Below are 19,115 nucleotides of genomic sequence, written 5' to 3'. Positions count from 1 at the left end.
AATGACCGGCTTAATCATAAATTCATGGTCCGAATCAGAATTTACAGAATTTAAGAATTTTCAAAATGCTTACACTATACTTCTTCTATTCTGTTAATTTTCTAATTCTGAAAATTCTGATTCAGACATTTTCAAATTTTCAAATCCTCAAATTTTCAAATCAAAATTATTCGTGATGATACGGCTCGCCTTTCATAATGGTATAAGCCCGGTACAGTTGTTCCACAAAAAACAGGCGTACCATCTGGTGCGAAAAGGTCATTCGGGACAGGGATATTTTATCATTAGCCCTTTGGTAAACGGATGAATCAAAACCATAGGGGCCGCCGATGATAAAGATCAGCGTAGCTGATGAGCTGATCTCCCGTTTGTTGATGTAAGCCGCAAACCGGGTGGAGGAGTATTCCGTGCCCTTCTCGTCCATCAGCACCACATGATCAAGCGGGGTGATTTTTTTCAGGATCATTTCGGCCTCTTTGGCCTTTTGCTGCTCGGGGGTAAGGGCTTTGGTGTTTTTGAGTTCGTTTAGTTCAACCAGTTCAAGTTTGGTGTAATGCTTTAGGCGCTTTACATATTTTTCGATGCCTTCTTTTAAATAAGCATCCTCGGTTTTGCCAACGGTTAAAAACGTGATCTTCATATCTGAAACAAATAAACGTTTATTTAAAATATTAGTGTTTATTTAGCCTCAACTTTTTTTACCGATGGAACAGGATATTATAAGCGATTATCAACAACGGGCTGATACAGCACTTGAACAGGCCAATAAGTATGGACAACTGGTCAACAAATACTCTTTACAACGACTGCTCGTTTTCGGCTTCCTTATATTTTCGGTTTGCATGGCTGTGGTTCAGGACGACATCATGATTTTTGCTTTTTGCCTGTTAGTGTCCATCTTTTGGTTTGCCTGGCTGGTAAGGCAGCAAAGTAAGTTTGAGCAGCTTAAGCAGTATTATACCGACCTGAAAAAAGTTAACGAAAACGAGATAGCCAATATACTGCACCGTACCAATATTTATGACGATGGCACGCTGTTTAATAACGATAAGCATTTTTATACTTCCGACCTGGATATTTATGGTAACCGGTCGTTATTTCATTTAATAAACCGTTCAAGCGCTACGCCAGGCAATCATAAGCTCGCTAAATGGCTTGATGCCCCGGCTGATAAGCAAACTATTTTACAGCGACAGGATGCTGTAAAAGAAATAGCCGGTAAAAACGATTGGAAGCTTAATTTGCAAACCCTGCTTTTATTCGGCTTAAAACAACCAGCTGATCATATCAAAAACCTGGTAACATATTTAAAAGCCACGGTTGAAATAAAGGACGAAAAGTTTTTAACCATTTACAGCCAGGCCGCTCCTTTTATCATGTTGGCCCTTATTGTAGCAAGTGTGTTTTACGCACCGGCGAGGTACTTTACTGTGCTTGTGGCCATTGCCAATAACCGTTTGGTGAGTTCAAGGAGCAAACTGGTTGAGCGGGCCGATTTGATTGCCGGTAAAATTGGAGCGGCGCTGGCTTTGTATGCTTTGGCTTTTGAGGCTATCCAAAATGAAACCTGGGATACGCCGTACAACCAGGCCCTGGCTGCCAGGATCAAGCGGACAGATGGGGATTCGGTTTCAACCCAGATCAGGCAGCTTTCAAAGCTTATTGGTAAACTTAATTCCCGTTTAAATTTGTTTGTGAGCTTTATCCTCAATGTGTTTTTCATTTGGGATATCCGCCACATCATTGCCATTGAAAACTGGAAACGCCGCAATCACCAAAGTCTGGAAGTAGCCTTTGATGTAATTGCCGAATTTGAAGCTATTATGGGTTTGGCCGGCCTGGCTATCAATAATCCGGCATATACCTACCCCGAAATAGTAGACGAAGAAGCTTATACTATTGTAGCCAAAGATATAGCCCACCCGCTTATTGATGAGTTTAAACGTATTGAAAACGATTACGAGTTGACAGATACTTTTAAGGTGGATATCATTACCGGATCAAACATGGCAGGCAAGAGTACTTTTTTACGTACCATTGGCATCAATACCGTACTTGCCCTTTGCGGCGCGCCGGTATGCGCCAAAAGCATGCGGGTATCGGTAATTACCATCATCAGCTATATGCGTATTAAAGATTCGCTAAACGAGAGTACATCAACGTTTAAAGCCGAACTTGATCGCCTGCAAATGCTGCTGGCTGCGGTGCAGACTGAGCCAAAAGTGTTTTTCCTGATAGATGAAATGCTGCGCGGTACCAACTCTGTTGATAAATACCGGGGATCAAAGGCGGTAATAGAGCAGCTGATCAGTAAAAAAGGCGTTGGCATGGTAGCCACGCACGATTTGCAGATAGCCCGGCTGGAAGATAAGTACTCCGATTATGTTCGTAACTTTTACTTCGATATTCAGGTAAAAAATGGCGAAATGTTGTTTGACTACAAGATCAAACACGGGGAATGCAAAACATTCAACGCCTCATTGTTATTAAAGCAGATAGGGATTGATGTAGAGGATAGTATCGAGTAGTTAGTATCAAGTATCAAGATTTTTAATGTGCAGATGTGCAAATTTCAGATGTGCAGATGATGACTTGATCTTATTAAAAAGATTAATGCAAAAAAAATCAGTTAATCCTGAAAAATCCTTAAATCGTGTTAGCGGTTCATCTTCTTAATCAGCGTTTCTACCACTTTAGGGAAATGCAGATGCTCTAACTGCTGGCCTTTAAATTTTACCATCTCCAGGTTATCGCCTGGTTCAATCTTAAATTTTGATTGGTGGATGATCTCGCCTTCGTCAAAATTTTCGTTTACAAAGTGAATGGTGATACCGCCTTCGTCTTCGCCGGCCTCAAGGATGGCTTTATGCACGTTATCGCCATACATACCCTTGCCGCCATATTTGGGTAGCAGGGAAGGGTGCAGGTTAATAATCTTATTAGGGAAGGCTTTCAATAAAGAACCGGGTACAAGCCATAAAAAACCAGCCAGCACAATAAGGTCTACCTGTAGGTTTTTCAACAGGCGGATGACATCATCGGTTTCAAAAAATTCTTTGCGGGTAAATATGTGCGACGGAACTTCAAAATTGTCGGCACGTTGTAATACATAGGCTTGCGGGTTGTTGGTGAGTATGAGTACAACTTCGGCCTCGGCATTGCGTTTAAAATGCTCCATTAATTTTTGGGCGTTTGAGCCCGAACCTGAAGCAAAAATGGCAATTCGTTTCTTCATTAAAGTTTTTCAAGGGTGATGAAGCTACCCGGCAGTGCTTTTATACCAGTTTTGTGCATGTTGCGGATAGTTAATAACAAAGCGTTCAATTATATTTCAAATATAAAATTTTACGTATTTTAATTGGTAATAGTTGTGGCTTTTTGCTTAATAAAACCATATCGTGTCACTGTCCTTTTTTTTGTGGCCGAATAATTGGGTTCAACATCGCCGGTTTGCAGCACTAATGAGTAAACACCCAAAGTAACTATTTGTGTGTTTGTAAATGGTTTTACTGTGCTTGTACTGCCGCCTGCTACAGTATCTTTAGCAACCATGTCTGATGCGAAATACAATTTGTTTTCGGTAAGTGTCCAGGTGCCGGTGGTAGTTTGGTCAAGGCAGTTAAAATTGGTATATGAACAGGTATTATCACTTTTAAAAGTGAAAAACTGATCCTTCAAACAGGTGGTGTTTAAGGTGTCCGGATCGCCATTTTGCGTATTGCCTGTATAATGATAAACCAAAAGAGACGCCAATTGCCAGGTGCCTGAGCTTAACAGGTGTGGTATATTGCTGTTTGCATCCTTTTTGCACGAATTGCAAAATAGGTTGATAACCAGCAAACCAGGAATAAAAAAGAATAAAAGCTTGTTTCTCATTGAACTTGTGCCGCAAAAATAAAAAATCCTGTCCATTACCCGGTTATCAGGATGTATTTATAACTGTTTAAAAGGTAAATTATTTTAAGCGACATTTAGACATTATGACAACATCAAAACTTTTAAGCCTCAAGGTTTTTTTACTTTTGAATTTTTACTTTTGAATTTAAACATGCACATCCCTTTCCCTCAACTCAAAGCCGAATTTAAACGAGTACTACTAAATCTCCATTTTACAGAGGCTAAAGCCGACGCCTGTGCTACTATTTTTGCAGAAAACAGCAGGGATGGTGTGTATACCCACGGCCTAAACCGTTTCCCAACCTTTGTTGGTCATGTAAAAGATGGTTTGGTTAAACCCGATGAAGAACCAACCAAAGAGGGTGGGTTTGGCGCCATAGAGCAATGGAACGGCAACTATGGTCCAGGTATGTTAAATGCCCGCTTTTGTATGGATAGGGCGATAGCTTTGGCTCATGAAAACGGAATAGGATGTGTAGCTATAAAAAATACCAACCATTGGATGCGCGCCGGTACGTATGGCTGGCAGGCTGCCCAGGCAGGTTTAATCGGGATTTGCTTTACCAATACCATAGCCAATTTACCGCCATGGGGCGGCCTTGACCCACGCCTGGGGAATAATCCGCTGGTGATAGCCGTGCCGCATATAGCGGGCCATGTGGTGTTAGATATGGCCATATCTCAATATTCGGTCGGCAAATTAATGCAATACAAAAACAATAAAGAGGTGTTGCCTTTGCCCGGTGGTTATGATGCCCAAGGTAATTTGAGTACTGATGCTGCTGTCATTTTAGAATCGAAACGAATACTCCCTGTAGGTTTTTGGAAAGGCTCGGGTCTGTCACTGGTGCTTGATCTGCTGGCAACGGTTTTAAGCGGCGGAAATTCTACCGCGAAAATTACCCAAAGCGGTGCCGAGGCTGGCGTATCCCAGGTGTTTATCTGCATAAAACCAAACAGCGGCGAACAAACCGCCGCTTTGATAGAAGAGATCATCGCCTATACTAAAACAAGCACACCCGAACATGTAGACGGTTCAATATCCTATCCCGGAGAAAACACCTTAAAAACCCGTGAAAAAAATATGAGCGAAGGCGTTTTGGTTGATGAAAAGATGTGGGAAGTGGTGAATGGATTGTAGTAATAATAATATTCCCATTTTGGGAACTTTTATTATATTTGTTTAAAGTGGAGCGCTTTGAGAGTTATAGCAAAAAAGATACTTAGGGAGTTCTGGGAAATACATCCAGATTGCGAGCAGCAGTTAAAAGCCTGGTATCAGGAGGCAAACGATGTTGTTTGGGGGCATCCTAATGATATTAAAAAGGAATATCCAAGTGCAAGTATTTTGCAGGGTAACAGAGTCGTTTTTAATATAAAAGGGAATAACTACAGGTTAATTGTAAGAATAAACTATAGTTATCAAATGGTTTGGATTAGGTTTATAGGAACCCATGCCGAATACGATAAAATTAACGCTTCGGAAATTTAATTATCATGATGATAAAGCCAATAAAAAATGAAACAGATTATCAACAAGCCTTAGAAAGACTTGAATTGATATTTGATGCCCAAAAGGGATCGGAAGATGGGGACGAACTTGAAGTTTTGGGCATTTTAATTGAGAAATACGAGGATGTAAATTTTCCTGTTGATTTTCCAGATCCTATTGAAGCTATAAAATTCAGAATGGATCAGATGGGTTATGATCAAAGTGACTTGGCAAAAGTTATGGGACTTAAAAGTCGGGCAAGCGAAATTCTCAACAGAAAAAGAAAACTATCGTTAGAAATGATCAGGTTGTTACATGACAATCTTAAAATCCCAACTGAAGTGTTAATCCAGGCTTATTAAGTTCCACTTTGCAAACGTCTTATATCTATATTCTTGAATCTAACCTCTTAACTCCCGAAGCTACCCCACCATCATATCCTCAAATTTTTCCCAAAAGCCATCGCGCGGAACAGGGGCTATAATGCCTATTGGCTCGTTTTTTACGGGATGGGTAAAGGTAAGCAGGCGGGCATGCAGGCAAATGCTTTTGCGCAGGCTGCCGCGGGGGTAACCATACTTGTTATCGCCAACAATAGGGCAGCCCAAAGTTGATAGCTGTACCCTGATCTGGTGCGGTCTGCCGGTTATCGGATCAACCTCAATTAAATAATAGCCGTTTAGTTCGCCAACTAATTTATAATGCAGTTCAGATCTTGCGCTGCCAACAACTTCTTTATCGTGTGCCTTGGTAACGTTTTTCTGCGGATTTTTTATCAGCCAGTGCACCAACGTGCCCGACTCAGGATAAGGCTTTTTGCGCACAACAGCATAATAGGTTTTATGCATTTCGCGCGCTTTAAACATCTTATTAATGCGCTCCAAAGCCTTGCTGGTTTTGGCAAACAGGATCACCCCGCTTACGGGTCTATCTAACCTGTGCACCACACCCAAAAAGGCACCATTGGGTTTGTTATATTTTTGGGCGATGTACTTTTTAACCTTTTCATCCAATGATTCATCGCCGGTATCGTCAACCTGTACAATATCGCCCGCACGTTTATTTACGGCAATAAGGTGGTTATCCTCATAAAGAATATCCTTATCGGTAACATCGTAACTGGTATAATTAAATTCTGGACGGGCCATTGGTGTTTAGTTCATGGTTCATGGTTCATGGTTAATAGTTCATGGCAGCTGCAAAAAGCTATGAACCATGATCTATGAACCATGAACTGTATTTAATATTGTTCTTTATCGCTTGGGAAACTTTTTGATTTTACGTCGTTGATATAACCCTTAAAAGCGCTGTTCATTTGCTCGTACATGTTGGCATACTGGCGCAAAAAGCGTGGTTTAAAATCGTTATTAATGCCCAGCATATCATGGATAACCAACACCTGCCCATCGCACTGCCCTGCACCAATACCTATAATTGGAATTTGTACGCTTTGGCTTACTTCGGTAGCCAGTTTGGCGGGTATCTTTTCAAGTACGATGGCAAAGCAGCCTAATTCCTGTAGTTTAAGCGCATCGTCTCTTAATTTCTGTGCTTCAACTTCTTCCTTAGCACGTACAGTATAAGTGCCAAATTTATAGATAGATTGCGGAGTTAAACCCAAATGCCCCATAACCGGGATACCCGCGGTAAGAATGCGACTTACAGATTCGGCAATTTCTACGCCGCCTTCCATTTTAACAGCGTGGGCACCAGATTCCTTCATGATGCGGATGGCAGAATTCAAGGCCTCTTTAGAGTTGCCCTGGTATGAACCGAAAGGCAAATCAACCACCACCAACGCGCGTTTAGCGGCACGCACTACTGATGATGCGTGATAGATCATCTGATCGAGTGTGATAGGAAGTGTGGTTTCATGACCGGCCATCACGTTTGATGCCGAATCGCCAACCAATATAATATCCATGCCGGCCTCATCAACTATGGTTGCCATTGAGTAATCGTAGGCGGTTAGCATGGCAATTTTTTCGCCACGGTTTTTCATCTCCTGCAGGATATGCGTGGTAATCCTTTTAACTTCTTTGTTTACAGACATTGTTAAAATGTATTAAAGAGATGCAAAGGTTGTTATTAATTTCGGATTTCGGAATTGAGATTTTGGATGTTTTTATTTTCAAACCAGGGTAATTTTGAATTCGGAATGGGAGATGACAAACAGAATCAAAAAAATCCGACATCGAAATTCCGAATTCCGAAATTATTATTTACTTTTGCGCCGTGAATAAAGGGGTATCTTACTTCCACCTTCCGGTGTTTTTTCACGGAGCTTCGAGCCAGAAAATCCGATCTGTTTATCCATTCAATTTTTTTACTAAATGACGCATTTCACCAAATTACCGGCAGTACTTTTATTAGCCGACGGCACCGTTTTTTATGGTAAAGCCGCCGGAAAAATTGGTACTACTACCGGCGAGATCTGTTTTAATACAGGCATGACCGGTTACCAGGAAGTTTTTACCGACCCATCATACTTTGGGCAGATTATGGTAACAACCAATTCGCATATTGGAAATTACGGTATTGCTGATGCAGAAGTTGAATCGGGGCATATCCAGATCTCGGGCTTGGTTTGTAAAAACTTTAACATTCCGTTTAGCCGTAAACAGGCTGATAAATCTATCCAGGATTATTTCCAGGAGCAAAATATTGTAGGCATCAGCGATGTGGACACCCGCCAGCTGGTTCGCCATATTCGCGATAAAGGTGCCATGAACGCTATCATTTCTTCAGAGATCATTGATCTTGATGAGTTGAAAGCCAAGCTTGCCGAAGTACCTTCAATGGATGGCCTTGAACTTTCATCGCAGGTATCAACTACCGAAACTTATACTTTTGGTGACGAGAAGGCGGCCTACCGTGTAGCCGTGCTTGACCTTGGTGTTAAGAAAAACATCCTGCGCAATTTTGACGACCGCAATGTATACGCCAAAGTATTCCCGGCCAAAACAACTTATGCCGAAATGGAAAAGGATTTTGCGCCAACCGGTTACTTTATATCAAACGGCCCCGGCGATCCATCGGCAATGCCTTATGCCATTGAAACGGTAAAAGATATCCTTGCTGCCGATAAACCAATGTTTGGTATTTGCTTAGGCCACCAGTTGCTGGCTTTGGCTAATGATATCCCAACCAAAAAAATGTTTAACGGTCACCGTGGCTTAAACCACCCGGTAAAAAATATCATCATTAACCATTGCGAGGTAACATCGCAAAACCATGGTTTTGGTGTGGTGCCCGAAGCTGTTCGCGCATCTGATAAAGTAGAGATCACCCACGTAAACCTTAACGATCAATCGATAGAAGGCATCCGTGTAAAAGATAAAAAGGCATTCTCGGTACAATATCACCCAGAGTCGTCTCCTGGCCCGCACGATTCAAGGTACCTGTTTGACGATTTTATAAAACTGATGCAATAATCTTAGATATGCAGATTTCAGATGTGCAGATTTCAAATAATTTGAAAATTTGAGTATTTGAAGATTTGAAAATGGGATGATCAAATTAGTAATTGAGAGATCAAATTAATAAATCTCAAATCGAACATCCGAAATAAACAAAAGCCTTTTGAGTTTTAAACTTGAAAGGCTTTTTTATTGGCTGATTTTTAAGCCACCACTTCCACTCCAACCGCTACCGCAGGTATGGTAAACATAAACTCGGTACCGATGCCGGGCTCGCTGGTAACCCAAATTTTACCGTGGCAGCGTTCAACCAGGTCTTTGCAAAAGAGCATGCCCATGCCTGTGCCCGATTCGTTTTTGGTGCCGGTTTTGCTGTTTACCTTGCCTTTAAACAGCCTGTCGCGCTGATCTGGCGGCATGCCTACCCCGGTATCTTTAACCCGCACTACGATACGCTGGTCTTCTTCCTGCCAGGCCGAGATCTCGATGATATCATCCACAGTCGAAAATTTCAACGCATTGGTGATCAGGTTGCGGATCACAATGCGAATAGAATTTGGATCGGCCCAGGCCAGTAAATCATCGGGGATATTGTCTACCAGGTTTATGCCTTTCAGTTCGGCCTGTTCGTGGTAAGCGTCTATCTCTAAGCTTACTAATTCTTTAATGGAAAACTTTTTAACCGACGACTCGAAGTTTTCCATTTGGCTGTTGATCCAGAACAGCAAGGTGTCCAGGAAATCTGAAGTATATTCCAGTTTCTTCAGCACACCTGGTATCATCTCCAATAGTTCCTGGTGGCTGATGCTATCGTCCTGTAAAAGATCAAACAAGCCACGGAGCGTACTCAATGGCGCACGCAGATCATGCGCAAGGATAGAGATCAGCCTGTCTTTTAAAACGTTCAGGTCATTTAGTTTTTCGGCCTGATCGTCAATATTGGTTTTTTGTTTCAGGATCTCATGGTTTCTGTCTTCCAGCAGCGCGTTGATCATTTGCTGCTTCCGTTTCTGCCGGTAATAGATACCCACGGTAACAATCATCGCTAAAATGATCACCAGAAAGATAGTGTTAATGAGGCGCTGACTTTTTATTTTTTGTTGATAGATCAGATCCCGTTCGCGTTGCTGTTGGGCTAACTGGCGTTTCTTTTCGGCAAAGCCAAGTTCATAATTATAGGAGGTAAGTTTTTGAATACTCTCATTATCGTTTATTTCGTTTTTAAGATAAATGTATTCATTGAGCATGCTGTTGGCATCCTCAAACATTCCCAGGCCCGCCATAGCCTTGTTTAACTGCAAAGCCGCGTTTGACCGCACCGATATATTACCCAGTTTAATGGCGTGCTCTTTGCCTTGGATTGCATATTTGTATGCATTTTTATAATCCTTTACCAGGTTATAAACCATTGCATATCCATTTAAAGCATAAGCCTGGTTGTAAACAATTTTAAAATTATTGGCTATTTGTAAAGAAGTATCAAGGTAGGCTATAGCCAGTTTTATTTGGTTTTTATGGGCGTAGCATAATCCCAGATCTGTATATACAGAACTTAACCCATCTTTATCATCCTGTTTTTTTACCGTTTTTAATGATTTTAACAGGTAACCAATGGCCTCATCATATTGGGTTTGGGCCAGCAATACCTCGCCAATGTTTTCATTAATGGTGGCAACAGCTTGTTTGTTATTGGTACGTTCAAACACAACAATGGCTTTTTTAAAATATTCAAGCGCGTTGGGATACACTTCCATATTTTGCAGCACAACCCCTATGTCATTATAAATTTCGGCGTAGGTTGTGGTATAATTGTTTTTTAGGGCGATAAAAAGTCCTTTGTAATAAAAATCCAACGCCTTTGATAACTGGCCCCTGCTGAAATAAATAATGCCTATGTTCTTATAACAATCAGTTAAAGTAGCCTCGTCGTTGTTGTTTAAACATATGACGCGGGCTTTATCAAGATAGCTGAGTGCCAGCGGATATTCGGCAAGCATGTTGTACATCCTGCTGTAAGAGATGTAGCTTTTACTAAGTCCTTTATTATCATTCAGGCTTTTAAATATGGCAATGGCCTCGTCAAAATTTTTGCTGGCCTTTGCCGAGTTTCCTTTAAAATAGTTCACATGCCCGGTTTCAAGTAAGCCATTGGCTATACCTGCCTTGTATTTAATTTTGCGCGATAGCTCAATGCTTTTTTGCCCGTAATAATAGGCACTATCCGGGTTTGATTTAAAATAATTGGCCGCCAGTTTGTTGAGCGTATTGATAGTAGCTGTATCCGGGTTTTGCTGTTGAAGGGCCGATGGGGAAAGCGTTTTTTTGATACTATCCAGCTCGGGATGTAATGACGCAAAGCTGTGCAAACCGCAACATAACAAAAATACCATCGATAAAAACTTCGACAGGGCGCTATTACTTAAAACGATATGTTTTTGGAGGGTCAAGATCAGTTAAACAAGTTAAAGTGTTTTATACGAAAGTAATAGCCTATTAAGTTCTCTTTATTTTTTAATTAAATAATTAACCGGCCTTAAATTAAACCAATAATACCGGCTATCTTTTTTTGTGTAATTTAGATATAAATTATGTGATGAAAAAGAATATCAACCTGCAATTAACCGACAAAGAAAAAGCAATCTTAAGGCAACAAAAAATAAAGATGAGCCAACTTGCGGGTTATGCTCCCGATGAGATAGCATCCATATTAAAAGCATCGCCCCAACGAGCAAAAGAGATCAACGCGTTGGTGGAGTTTCAAAGCATCCCATCCCTGGGGATAAATTTTGCAACCGAGTTGATAGGGCAGGGCTACCATTCGCTGGCGCAGTTGGCGGGCAAAGATCCTGTTGAATTATACAACGCTTTTGAAAAACATTGTGGTGCCTGGGCCGACCCTTGTGTTGAAGATTCGTACCGTTTGTTGAGCCATTATATTGCACACCGTGATGACAGCAAACGCTGGTGGCATTTTACCGCCGAACGTAAAGCCTATCGCCAAAAATATGGCTTCCCTGCCGATAGACCTACCAAGCCATGGTATCAATTACCACAATACCATAAAATGAAAGCGCACGAGGAGGCATAAGCATTTTTCTTTTCACCCTATACTTTTCTTGTGATACGTTTCCCCCAAACAGGAGAACCGTAGCTGTCTTAATTCTTGACTCTTGATTCTTGCCTCTTCCTAAAATAATTGTTATTTTTATTTGGATTTATTCTAAATAAGGATTTACTTTGCTGCTGTTCATTTACTATCACACTTAAAATTCTTGCACAATGAAGAAAATTCTTTACCTCGCGGCATTGCTTGTTACTTTTCAAACCACGTTAACCAGTGCCCAGTCTAAATTAGATCAGGACCGCAAAGCGATACTTTCCCTTGGAGGTTTTTACAAAGTAACCTTTGATTATGGTGAAACCTTTTCGCCCGATACGGCCTATAAAAATCATGTACAGTACCATGCCTCAGGCTATGAATGGGCCGTTGTTGAGCAGGAGTCGCCAAAGAAAATTGTTATTCAGCATATCCTGGTAACCGGCGATACTTCGGTAATTAAACACTGGCGCGAAGACTGGGTTTACGAAGAACCCAATGTATTAAGCTTTGATAAAAGCAGCAGCTGGAATAAAACCAAACTAAGCGCCGCCGATACCAAAGGCCGCTGGGTGCAAAAAGTTTTCCAGGTAGATGACGGGCCACGTTACGAAAGCATTGGCACCTGGGTACATGTTGATGGCCGCCACGAGTGGCATAGCGAATGCGATTCGCCTTTGCCGCGCCGCGAGTTTACCAAACGCAGCGATTATAACGTACTACGCCGGGGCAACCGCATTTATTTAACCGATAAAGGGTGGATGTTTGAGCAGGATAACCAAAAGATTATCCGCAGTGCCGATGGCGACAAGCTATTGGTGCGCGAAAAAGGCTACGAAGAATTTACCAAAGCAGATGAAGCAAAATTTGCCTACGCCCAAAAATGGTGGAAAACCCAACAACCATACTGGACAGCCGTTAGGCAGGTGTGGGACGAAATTTACGCCCAGCCCGGTACCCTTAAATTAAAAGGGAAAGTAGATGGCAAGTTGCTGTATGAACGCTTGTTTGAGTTGGCTGATCAATCGGCAAAAGGCAAATGGGATGTCGTAAAGAACAAAGATGCCGCCCGCAAGGTAATTGCTGACTACGTTGAAAAAGCAGTTTAAAATATAAAGTCCTGCTCTTCGCTAAATGCTGTAATGGGCTTTAGTGCAGGGCAGGCACCAATTAAATAACATCATCTATCTATTATATATATGTGCGACGCAAAAGTTTTGAGCCAGGTAGGGGCATCGGTAATTAGCCGTTGCCAGGAGTGCCGTTGTATCTTTATCTGGAATAATAACCTGATCCTGAGCTTCTCGCCCGAACAATTTGTGCAGTTCAGGGATTTTACAGTAGAGCTTGATTTTAACCAACACAGCTTCCCCTTTCCCGACGGGCAGGAACGCGTAGTAATGCGCACCCCTGTAAATGATGTGCAGTTTACATTCAATACCGATGAATGGGAAGATTTTCATGCCGCCATGGATGAAGCGATTTACATGCAGGAGGTTTATTCTTTGATGGAAGGGAAGATAGATTGATTTCAGATGTGCAGATTTTAGATGTGCGGATGAGAGTGAATCTCAAAAATGCGATGGAACTAAGGTTCCATCGCATTTTTTTATTTAAATTATTTAGGTATCATAAATAAATCAGATCAATGTTACTCCTAAAAGTTTTACCGATGCTAATGTATTTTTACCCCTCATTCATCGGTAAAAATCCGCCGTCTACCGGAAGTTTGGTCGGCTTCGCCTAATAATTATAGGTAAAAGGGCGATGTGTTTGCATTTTTGAATCAACAAATCACAAACACACCATGAAAACGCTACTCGCCATCCAAATTGTTCACTTAGTAATGAAAGCTGCAGAACATGCCGCATCTATCATTCATTCCGTTGGTCATTTGGTAAAATAAGGCTCGCCCGGCCTTTAAACAGGGAATTTGAATTTTGTAAATCAATATATCCATCTCCATGTTGCTATTACAAATATATGCATCATGAAAAGGGAGACAATGTAAGCTGGAACTGGGGAAATCGGAAGCCGAAAGTAAGATCACCAAAAAGCACGACGAACCCGTAACCAAAACCATAAATAGCCTCACCTAAATCCTCTCCAAAGGAGAGGACTTTTGATTTGCAGGTTTATTAAAACACACTAAAACCACATGGTTTTCAGAACCCTCTCCTTTGGAGAGGGCAGGGTGAGGCTCTTCCCTTTGGACTACAGTGTTTACACATCCTTTTTTAATAAAGAAAAATGTCATTTCGAACGAGCATGCGCAGGGAAAAAGTGGGGAGCGAGGAGAAATCTTCAGCGCCTCGCTATACCGAATGTCCGCACGTAGAAGATTTCTCCTCACCTCCGGCGCACAAATCCCCACCGGTTCGTTCGTAATGACAACGTTTTTCTTTAGGGGTATCATTCAAAAAGATGTGTACACACAGTAGTTCTTTGGAGAGGGCAGGGTGAGGCTAAATAATTCATTGATATTTCATTAATCTGATGCATTTTTACGCAATGGCGAAACAACCTATTATCACTGTTAAAAACCTGGTAAAAAATTACGGCGACTTTGCTGCCGTTAAGGGTATCAGTTTTGAAGTTTATGAGGGCGAGATCTTTGGTTTGCTTGGCCCAAATGGTGCCGGCAAAACTACTACCCTTGAAGTAATTGAAACCCTGCGCGAAAAAACGTCCGGCGAGATCACCGTAGATGGCTTCAATATCGAAACTGATAAAAACAGCATTAAGCAACGCATAGGCGTACAGTTACAAGCCGCAGGGTATTACCCCAACCTTAACCTTGCGGAACTGATTGAACTATTTTCGGGCTTATACGGCATCGATAAATCGCCGATGGAAATGCTGGAAAAGGTTGCCCTTACCGATAAAGCCAAAGCGAAATATAAAGACCTTTCGGGCGGACAAAAACAGCGGTTCTCTATCGCTACCACCCTTATAAATAACCCAAGGATCATCTTTTTAGATGAACCCACCACCGGCCTTGATCCACAAGCCCGCCGTAACCTTTGGGATTTGATCCGCGAAATACGCGACCAGGGAACCACCGTTGTAATCACCACCCACTATATGGACGAAGCCGAAGTACTTTGCGATAGGGTAGCCTTTGTAGATGGCGGCCACATCATCGGCATCGATACCCCCGACCATTTTATTGACCAATTGGTAGCATCAGGCTTTGAACGCAAAAAAGAAGTAAAACTGGCCAACCTGGAAGATGTGTTTATCAATCTTACAGGTAAGGAGTGGAGGGAAGGGTAAGCCCCCCAGCCCCCTGAAGGGGGAGCCAGTTTGCAGTTTTGAGTTGGCAGTTACCAGTTATGAAAATTAACAACTCAATGACGCCGTAGGCAAATGACCTAATGACGTGAAACAAATGACTAATGACGCCGCAGGCAAAATGACTAATGACTAAATGAAGAAATACAGCAACACTAAAGCAACCCTGGCCATAGCCAAAGCAAGTTTCAGGGCCATACTGCGCAGTCCGTCGGCAGTGGTTTTTACACTGGCGTTCCCTTTAATATTTATTGTTGTTTTTGCCAATATTGGTGGTGGCGGCGTTTCTGTGGATGTGGGGGTAGCCAAAGGTTGCGATACCTCGGGCAGATTTTACCAGCAGCTTAAATCGCGGAAGTTGGTTAATTTGATTACAGATCAGTCGACAGAGGACATGAACAAGAACCTCGCTAAAGGGCAGATCGACGCGATTCTTGATCTGAAACCGCTTGTGCCTATGCAGCCATTGGAGGTTAGTGTACAATACAGTAAGGCATCGGGTAAAGGCGAAATTCTGAAATCGATATTGAACAACATGTTTTACTACGTGCAATCGGCCGAGCTGGCAAAAATACAGGCGTATTCGCCCCTTAAAATACCAGAGGCTGTTCATCTCAAAGAAACAACGGTATCCGGTCGCGCATATAAGTACATTGATTTTATTTTGCCGGGTCAGCTCGGTTTTTCTATACTCAGTAGCGGGGTTTTTGGTACGGCTTTCGTGTTTCTTAGTTTGCGCTTAACCCTGGTGATCAAGCGCTTTTTTGCAACGCCGGTTAAGCGTTACAGTATTGTTTTGGGCGAGGCTTTGGCCCGTATGTGCTTCTCCTTATTAGGCGCGCTGTTCATTATTTTAGTAGGGCATTACCTGTTTGGTTTTACGCTTATTCATGGGGTGGTTACCGTACTGAATATGTTGGTACTCTCGGCCTTTGGCCTCATTATATTTATGGGCTTTGGCTTTATCATATCAGGCATTGCCAAAAACGAGGGTACGGTGCCGCCGTTATCCAATATTATCACCATGCCCCAGTTTTTATTGTCGGGTACCTTCTTTTCGGTTACGGCATTCCCCAAATGGCTGCAGTATGTAAGCAATGCCCTGCCATTAACACACCTTAACAACGCCATGCGCCTGGTTGCCTTTGAAGGTGCCGGTTTAGGCGATGTTACACATCAGCTGCTTATCCTGCTTATATGGCTGGTAATAGTTTACGCAGTGGCGGTTAAGACTTTTAAATGGGAATAGCTTTTGGAGTATCAAGTAGTTAGTATCAAGTATCAAGATTGAAAATGCCACGCTTCGAAGAAGACTTACGAAGTATCAAGTAGTTAGTATCAAGAATCAAGATTTAAAATGCCAGGCTGTAAAGGAGACTTACGAAGTTTATAAAACTTCGTAAGTCTGGAATTCAACATATTCGTCGGAGCAGAAAAAGACAGCTATTCAATAGCGCAGGCTAAAGCCTTACCCAACAAATTATCCAGATCTTAAGCTGTTTTAATGTTAAATAATTGCACATTTGCATTTTATTTAACATTAATTTAACTTGAAAAAACTTTACGTTATTTTATTTATGCTGATGATAGGTTCATCGGCCGCCTATGCACAGGATTCAAAATTGGGCACCTGGGGTATTGCCACCGTAGTATTGCCCGGCGATAGCATTCACCGGTGGGGCGGATACTCGGAGCTGCAAATTCGCACCAATACCGCTTTTTCACAATTTCAATATTATGAGGCTAAAGCAGGGGTAAGCTATGATCTGGATAAAAACTTTATAGCCCTGCTTGGTACCGGTACTTACCATACTTATGACTTTACCGATCTGAGTGCTGGTCCGCTTACCAACGAGTTTCGTGTTTGGGAGCAGATGACGGTTAACCAGTTCCTTTACCGCCTTAAATTTGAACACCGCTACCGGGTTGAGCAGCGCTGGGTAAATGGCGATTACCGCAACCGTTTCCGTTACCGGTTAAATATGTTTATCCCGCTGAATAACACTAAAATTGTTGCTAAAACCTGGTTTTTGTCATTGTTTGACGAGGTATTCTTCAATAACAAGGCCCCCAATTTTGAACGCAACCGGGTATCGGCAGCGCTGGGTTACCAGTTTGATAAAAAATGGATAGTACAGGCCGGCTGGCTCAATCAGCGTAACTACACAATAGCACAAAGCAGTGGCAAAAACAATATTATGCTGATGTTAATGTACCGCATCAACCGTAAAAACGCTGTTCAAAAAGAACAATTGCCAACAACAACAGATTAGTACATTATAATTGAAGTATAATCCATTACATCAAAATATTTTTAATTGCATGTTAAATTGATGTTATGCTTAGGCTTTATTCGTTAATAATGATAACAAAAACCAAATTTCGATTGTGATTTCTTGATTTTGCTGTTAACTTAGCCGCCGTTTACAATTTACATATATCTGACAATAAAGAAATGAGCTTAATAATTGACGTACACGCCCGCCAGATCTTAGATTCGCGCGGTAACCCTACTATCGAAGTAGAAGTATTAACTGAAAATGGCGCTTTTGGTCGTGCCGCAGTACCTTCTGGTGCATCAACCGGTGTGCATGAGGCTGTTGAACTTCGCGATAATGATAAATCAAAATATATGGGTAAAGGCGTGTTAAAGGCCGTTGCCAACGTAAATGATGTTATTGCTGCTGAATTGAAAGGTGTAGATGTTTTTGACCAAAACTCAATCGACGCTTTAATGATTGAGCTTGATGGCACCGAAAACAAAGGTAAATTAGGTGCTAACGCTATTTTGGGTGTTTCTTTGGCAGTTGCTAAAGCAGCAGCTCAGGAAAGCCGCCAGCCTTTATACCGCTACATTGGTGGTGTAAACGCAAACACATTGCCTATCCCAATGATGAACATCGTTAACGGTGGTTCACACTCTGATGCGCCTATCGCTTTCCAGGAATTTATGATCATGCCGGTTGGCGCTCCTTCATTTTCTGAAGCATTACGTTGGGGTACCGAAGTATTCCACAACCTGAAAAAAATTCTGCATGACCGTGGCTTATCTACCGCTGTAGGTGACGAAGGTGGTTTTGCACCAACTTTTGAAGGTACCGAAGATGGTGTTGAAACCATTTTAAAAGCAATTGAAAAAGCCGGTTACAAACCAGGCGAAGATATCTTTATCGCTTTTGATTGCGCTGCATCTGAGTTTTACAAAGATGGCAAATACGATTACACTAAATTTGAAGGCGAAAAAGGTGCTATCCGCACCAGCGCCGAGCAAGCTGATTACCTTGCCGAATTAGTTGCTAAATACCCTGTTATCTCTATTGAAGACGGCATGGCCGAGGATGATTGGGATGGCTGGAAAATTTTGACCGAAAAATTAGGTGATAAAGTACAGTTGGTAGGCGACGATTTGTTTGTAACCAACACCAAACGTTTACAACGTGGTGTTAGCGAAGGTATTGCTAACTCAATCCTGGTAAAAGTTAACCAGATTGGTTCGTTAACAGAAACCATCAACGCGGTAACTTTAGCACAAACCAATGGCTTTACATCGGTAATGAGTCACCGTTCTGGCGAAACTGAAGATGCTACCATTGCCGATTTAGCTGTAGCCTTAAATTGCGGCCAGATCAAAACCGGTTCGGCTTCACGTTCAGACAGGATCGCTAAATACAACCAATTACTTCGTATTGAAGAAGAATTGGGCAGCAATGCAAAATTCATTGGTAAAGATTTCAAATTCTACAAAAAATAATCTGAACCATATCAAAGGGCCATCTGCTTAAAAACAGGTGGCCTTTTTTATTTAAAAGATATATTAAATAGTCTCACACGAAATTCCTGAATAGGTATTGATAATCAAAATCTTAGCTTTAAGCTTTGCGCATTTTGCTTTTAGCTGCTATTTAATTGGTTTGTA

The 19,115-nt window shown here is 41.8% G+C and carries 18 protein-coding genes; 12 read left to right on the top strand and 6 right to left on the bottom strand.

Annotated features, from left to right (window positions below):
- Positions 1–166 precede the first annotated feature (166 nt).
- Entirely contained in the window at positions 167–640 is a 474-nt protein-coding gene (gene rlmH / locus FHS10_RS04095; RefSeq protein WP_259087864.1) for a 23S rRNA (pseudouridine(1915)-N(3))-methyltransferase RlmH, read from the bottom strand.
- A gap of 64 nt (positions 641–704) precedes the next feature.
- On the opposite strand from rlmH, the gene FHS10_RS04090 reads away from it, so the two are divergent.
- The gene (locus tag FHS10_RS04090; protein WP_259087862.1) at positions 705–2,528 is read left to right on the top strand and encodes a MutS-related protein; all 1,824 of its coding nucleotides are present in this window, start codon (positions 705–707) and stop codon (positions 2,526–2,528) included.
- Between the two features lie 128 nt (positions 2,529–2,656).
- Here the strand turns inward: FHS10_RS04090 and purN are convergent, their stop codons facing one another.
- Together purN and FHS10_RS04080 are read right to left on the bottom strand one after the other, a co-directional pair.
- On the bottom strand, positions 2,657–3,235 hold the full coding sequence (gene purN / locus FHS10_RS04085) for a phosphoribosylglycinamide formyltransferase (RefSeq protein ID WP_259087861.1): 579 nt from the start codon (positions 3,233–3,235) through the stop codon (positions 2,657–2,659).
- A gap of 119 nt (positions 3,236–3,354) precedes the next feature.
- Complete coding sequence (locus FHS10_RS04080; RefSeq protein WP_259087859.1) at positions 3,355–3,876, bottom strand: lipocalin family protein; 522 nt, start codon at positions 3,874–3,876, stop codon at positions 3,355–3,357.
- Between the two features lie 172 nt (positions 3,877–4,048).
- On the opposite strand from FHS10_RS04080, the gene yiaK reads away from it, so the two are divergent.
- Genes yiaK through FHS10_RS04065 form a run of 3 tightly spaced genes read left to right on the top strand, consistent with a single transcriptional unit; the run spans position 4,049 to position 5,751 of the window.
- Positions 4,049–5,038, top strand: a complete 990-nt coding sequence (gene yiaK, locus FHS10_RS04075) for a 3-dehydro-L-gulonate 2-dehydrogenase (protein ID WP_259087858.1) — start codon at positions 4,049–4,051, stop codon at positions 5,036–5,038.
- A 57-nt stretch (positions 5,039–5,095) separates the two neighbouring features.
- Complete coding sequence (locus FHS10_RS04070) at positions 5,096–5,389, top strand: type II toxin-antitoxin system HigB family toxin (RefSeq protein WP_259087857.1); 294 nt, start codon at positions 5,096–5,098, stop codon at positions 5,387–5,389.
- 5 nt (positions 5,390–5,394) lie between these two features.
- The gene (locus FHS10_RS04065) at positions 5,395–5,751 is read left to right on the top strand and encodes a helix-turn-helix domain-containing protein (RefSeq protein ID WP_259087856.1); all 357 of its coding nucleotides are present in this window, start codon (positions 5,395–5,397) and stop codon (positions 5,749–5,751) included.
- Positions 5,752–5,811: 60 nt separating this feature from the next.
- Here FHS10_RS04065 and FHS10_RS04060 read toward each other — a convergent pair whose 3' ends face one another.
- Positions 5,812–6,537: an RluA family pseudouridine synthase gene (locus FHS10_RS04060; protein WP_259087855.1), complete on the bottom strand. Its 726-nt coding sequence runs from the start codon at positions 6,535–6,537 to the stop codon at positions 5,812–5,814.
- A 92-nt stretch (positions 6,538–6,629) separates the two neighbouring features.
- Positions 6,630–7,442, bottom strand: coding sequence for a 3-methyl-2-oxobutanoate hydroxymethyltransferase (gene panB / locus FHS10_RS04055; RefSeq protein ID WP_259087854.1), 813 nt, complete (start codon positions 7,440–7,442; stop codon positions 6,630–6,632).
- Between the two features lie 280 nt (positions 7,443–7,722).
- Between panB and carA the strand changes: the two genes are divergently transcribed.
- A complete protein-coding gene (gene carA, locus FHS10_RS04050) occupies positions 7,723–8,823 on the top strand; it encodes a glutamine-hydrolyzing carbamoyl-phosphate synthase small subunit (protein ID WP_259087851.1) in 1,101 nt (366 codons plus the stop codon).
- 188 nt (positions 8,824–9,011) lie between these two features.
- Here the strand turns inward: carA and FHS10_RS04045 are convergent, their stop codons facing one another.
- Entirely contained in the window at positions 9,012–11,255 is a 2,244-nt protein-coding gene (locus tag FHS10_RS04045) for an ATP-binding protein (protein ID WP_259087844.1), read from the bottom strand.
- A gap of 146 nt (positions 11,256–11,401) precedes the next feature.
- Here FHS10_RS04045 and FHS10_RS04040 point away from each other — a divergent pair, with 146 nt between their 5' ends.
- The 7 genes from FHS10_RS04040 to eno all read left to right on the top strand — a co-directional run bounded on the left by FHS10_RS04040 (position 11,402) and on the right by eno (position 18,950).
- Complete coding sequence (locus FHS10_RS04040; protein ID WP_259087842.1) at positions 11,402–11,896, top strand: helix-hairpin-helix domain-containing protein; 495 nt, start codon at positions 11,402–11,404, stop codon at positions 11,894–11,896.
- A gap of 191 nt (positions 11,897–12,087) precedes the next feature.
- Positions 12,088–13,014 (top strand): DUF6607 family protein, encoded by a 927-nt coding sequence (locus tag FHS10_RS04035; protein WP_259087837.1) that lies wholly within the window; start codon positions 12,088–12,090, stop codon positions 13,012–13,014.
- Positions 13,015–13,104: 90 nt separating this feature from the next.
- Complete coding sequence (locus FHS10_RS04030; protein ID WP_259087835.1) at positions 13,105–13,434, top strand: DUF6686 family protein; 330 nt, start codon at positions 13,105–13,107, stop codon at positions 13,432–13,434.
- Between the two features lie 982 nt (positions 13,435–14,416).
- A complete protein-coding gene (locus FHS10_RS04025) occupies positions 14,417–15,181 on the top strand; it encodes an ABC transporter ATP-binding protein (protein WP_259087829.1) in 765 nt (254 codons plus the stop codon).
- Between the two features lie 154 nt (positions 15,182–15,335).
- Positions 15,336–16,448, top strand: a complete 1,113-nt coding sequence (locus FHS10_RS04020) for an ABC transporter permease (RefSeq protein WP_259087828.1) — start codon at positions 15,336–15,338, stop codon at positions 16,446–16,448.
- A gap of 301 nt (positions 16,449–16,749) precedes the next feature.
- Positions 16,750–17,472 carry a DUF2490 domain-containing protein gene (locus FHS10_RS04015; RefSeq protein ID WP_259087827.1) on the top strand — a complete coding sequence of 241 codons (723 nt, stop codon included), beginning with the start codon at positions 16,750–16,752 and terminating at the stop codon, positions 17,470–17,472.
- A 182-nt stretch (positions 17,473–17,654) separates the two neighbouring features.
- Positions 17,655–18,950 carry a phosphopyruvate hydratase gene (eno, locus tag FHS10_RS04010; protein ID WP_259087826.1) on the top strand — a complete coding sequence of 432 codons (1,296 nt, stop codon included), beginning with the start codon at positions 17,655–17,657 and terminating at the stop codon, positions 18,948–18,950.
- Positions 18,951–19,115: the final 165 nt, after the last annotated feature.

The sequence above is a fragment of the Mucilaginibacter dorajii genome, from assembly GCF_024808255.1.
In the GTDB taxonomy this organism is placed as follows: Bacteria; Bacteroidota; Bacteroidia; order Sphingobacteriales; family Sphingobacteriaceae; genus Mucilaginibacter; species Mucilaginibacter dorajii.
This window is presented reverse-complemented; position numbering and strand designations above follow the sequence as displayed.

What these genes read in the sequence shown, in the direction of transcription:
- panB (WP_259087854.1), bottom strand. Translation starts at nt 7,442, where the DNA reads ATGTCTGTAAACAAAGAAGTTAAAAGGATTACCACGCATATCCTGCAG.
- yiaK (WP_259087858.1), top strand. Translation starts at nt 4,049, where the DNA reads ATGCACATCCCTTTCCCTCAACTCAAAGCCGAATTTAAACGAGTACTA.
- FHS10_RS04065 (WP_259087856.1), top strand. Translation starts at nt 5,395, where the DNA reads ATGATGATAAAGCCAATAAAAAATGAAACAGATTATCAACAAGCCTTA.
- FHS10_RS04040 (WP_259087842.1), top strand. Translation starts at nt 11,402, where the DNA reads ATGAAAAAGAATATCAACCTGCAATTAACCGACAAAGAAAAAGCAATC.
- FHS10_RS04060 (WP_259087855.1), bottom strand. Translation starts at nt 6,537, where the DNA reads ATGGCCCGTCCAGAATTTAATTATACCAGTTACGATGTTACCGATAAG.
- purN (WP_259087861.1), bottom strand. Translation starts at nt 3,235, where the DNA reads ATGAAGAAACGAATTGCCATTTTTGCTTCAGGTTCGGGCTCAAACGCC.
- FHS10_RS04080 (WP_259087859.1), bottom strand. Translation starts at nt 3,876, where the DNA reads ATGAGAAACAAGCTTTTATTCTTTTTTATTCCTGGTTTGCTGGTTATC.
- eno (WP_259087826.1), top strand. Translation starts at nt 17,655, where the DNA reads ATGAGCTTAATAATTGACGTACACGCCCGCCAGATCTTAGATTCGCGC.
- FHS10_RS04090 (WP_259087862.1), top strand. Translation starts at nt 705, where the DNA reads ATGGAACAGGATATTATAAGCGATTATCAACAACGGGCTGATACAGCA.
- FHS10_RS04030 (WP_259087835.1), top strand. Translation starts at nt 13,105, where the DNA reads ATGTGCGACGCAAAAGTTTTGAGCCAGGTAGGGGCATCGGTAATTAGC.
- rlmH (WP_259087864.1), bottom strand. Translation starts at nt 640, where the DNA reads ATGAAGATCACGTTTTTAACCGTTGGCAAAACCGAGGATGCTTATTTA.
- FHS10_RS04025 (WP_259087829.1), top strand. Translation starts at nt 14,417, where the DNA reads ATGGCGAAACAACCTATTATCACTGTTAAAAACCTGGTAAAAAATTAC.
- FHS10_RS04035 (WP_259087837.1), top strand. Translation starts at nt 12,088, where the DNA reads ATGAAGAAAATTCTTTACCTCGCGGCATTGCTTGTTACTTTTCAAACC.
- carA (WP_259087851.1), top strand. Translation starts at nt 7,723, where the DNA reads ATGACGCATTTCACCAAATTACCGGCAGTACTTTTATTAGCCGACGGC.
- FHS10_RS04020 (WP_259087828.1), top strand. Translation starts at nt 15,336, where the DNA reads ATGAAGAAATACAGCAACACTAAAGCAACCCTGGCCATAGCCAAAGCA.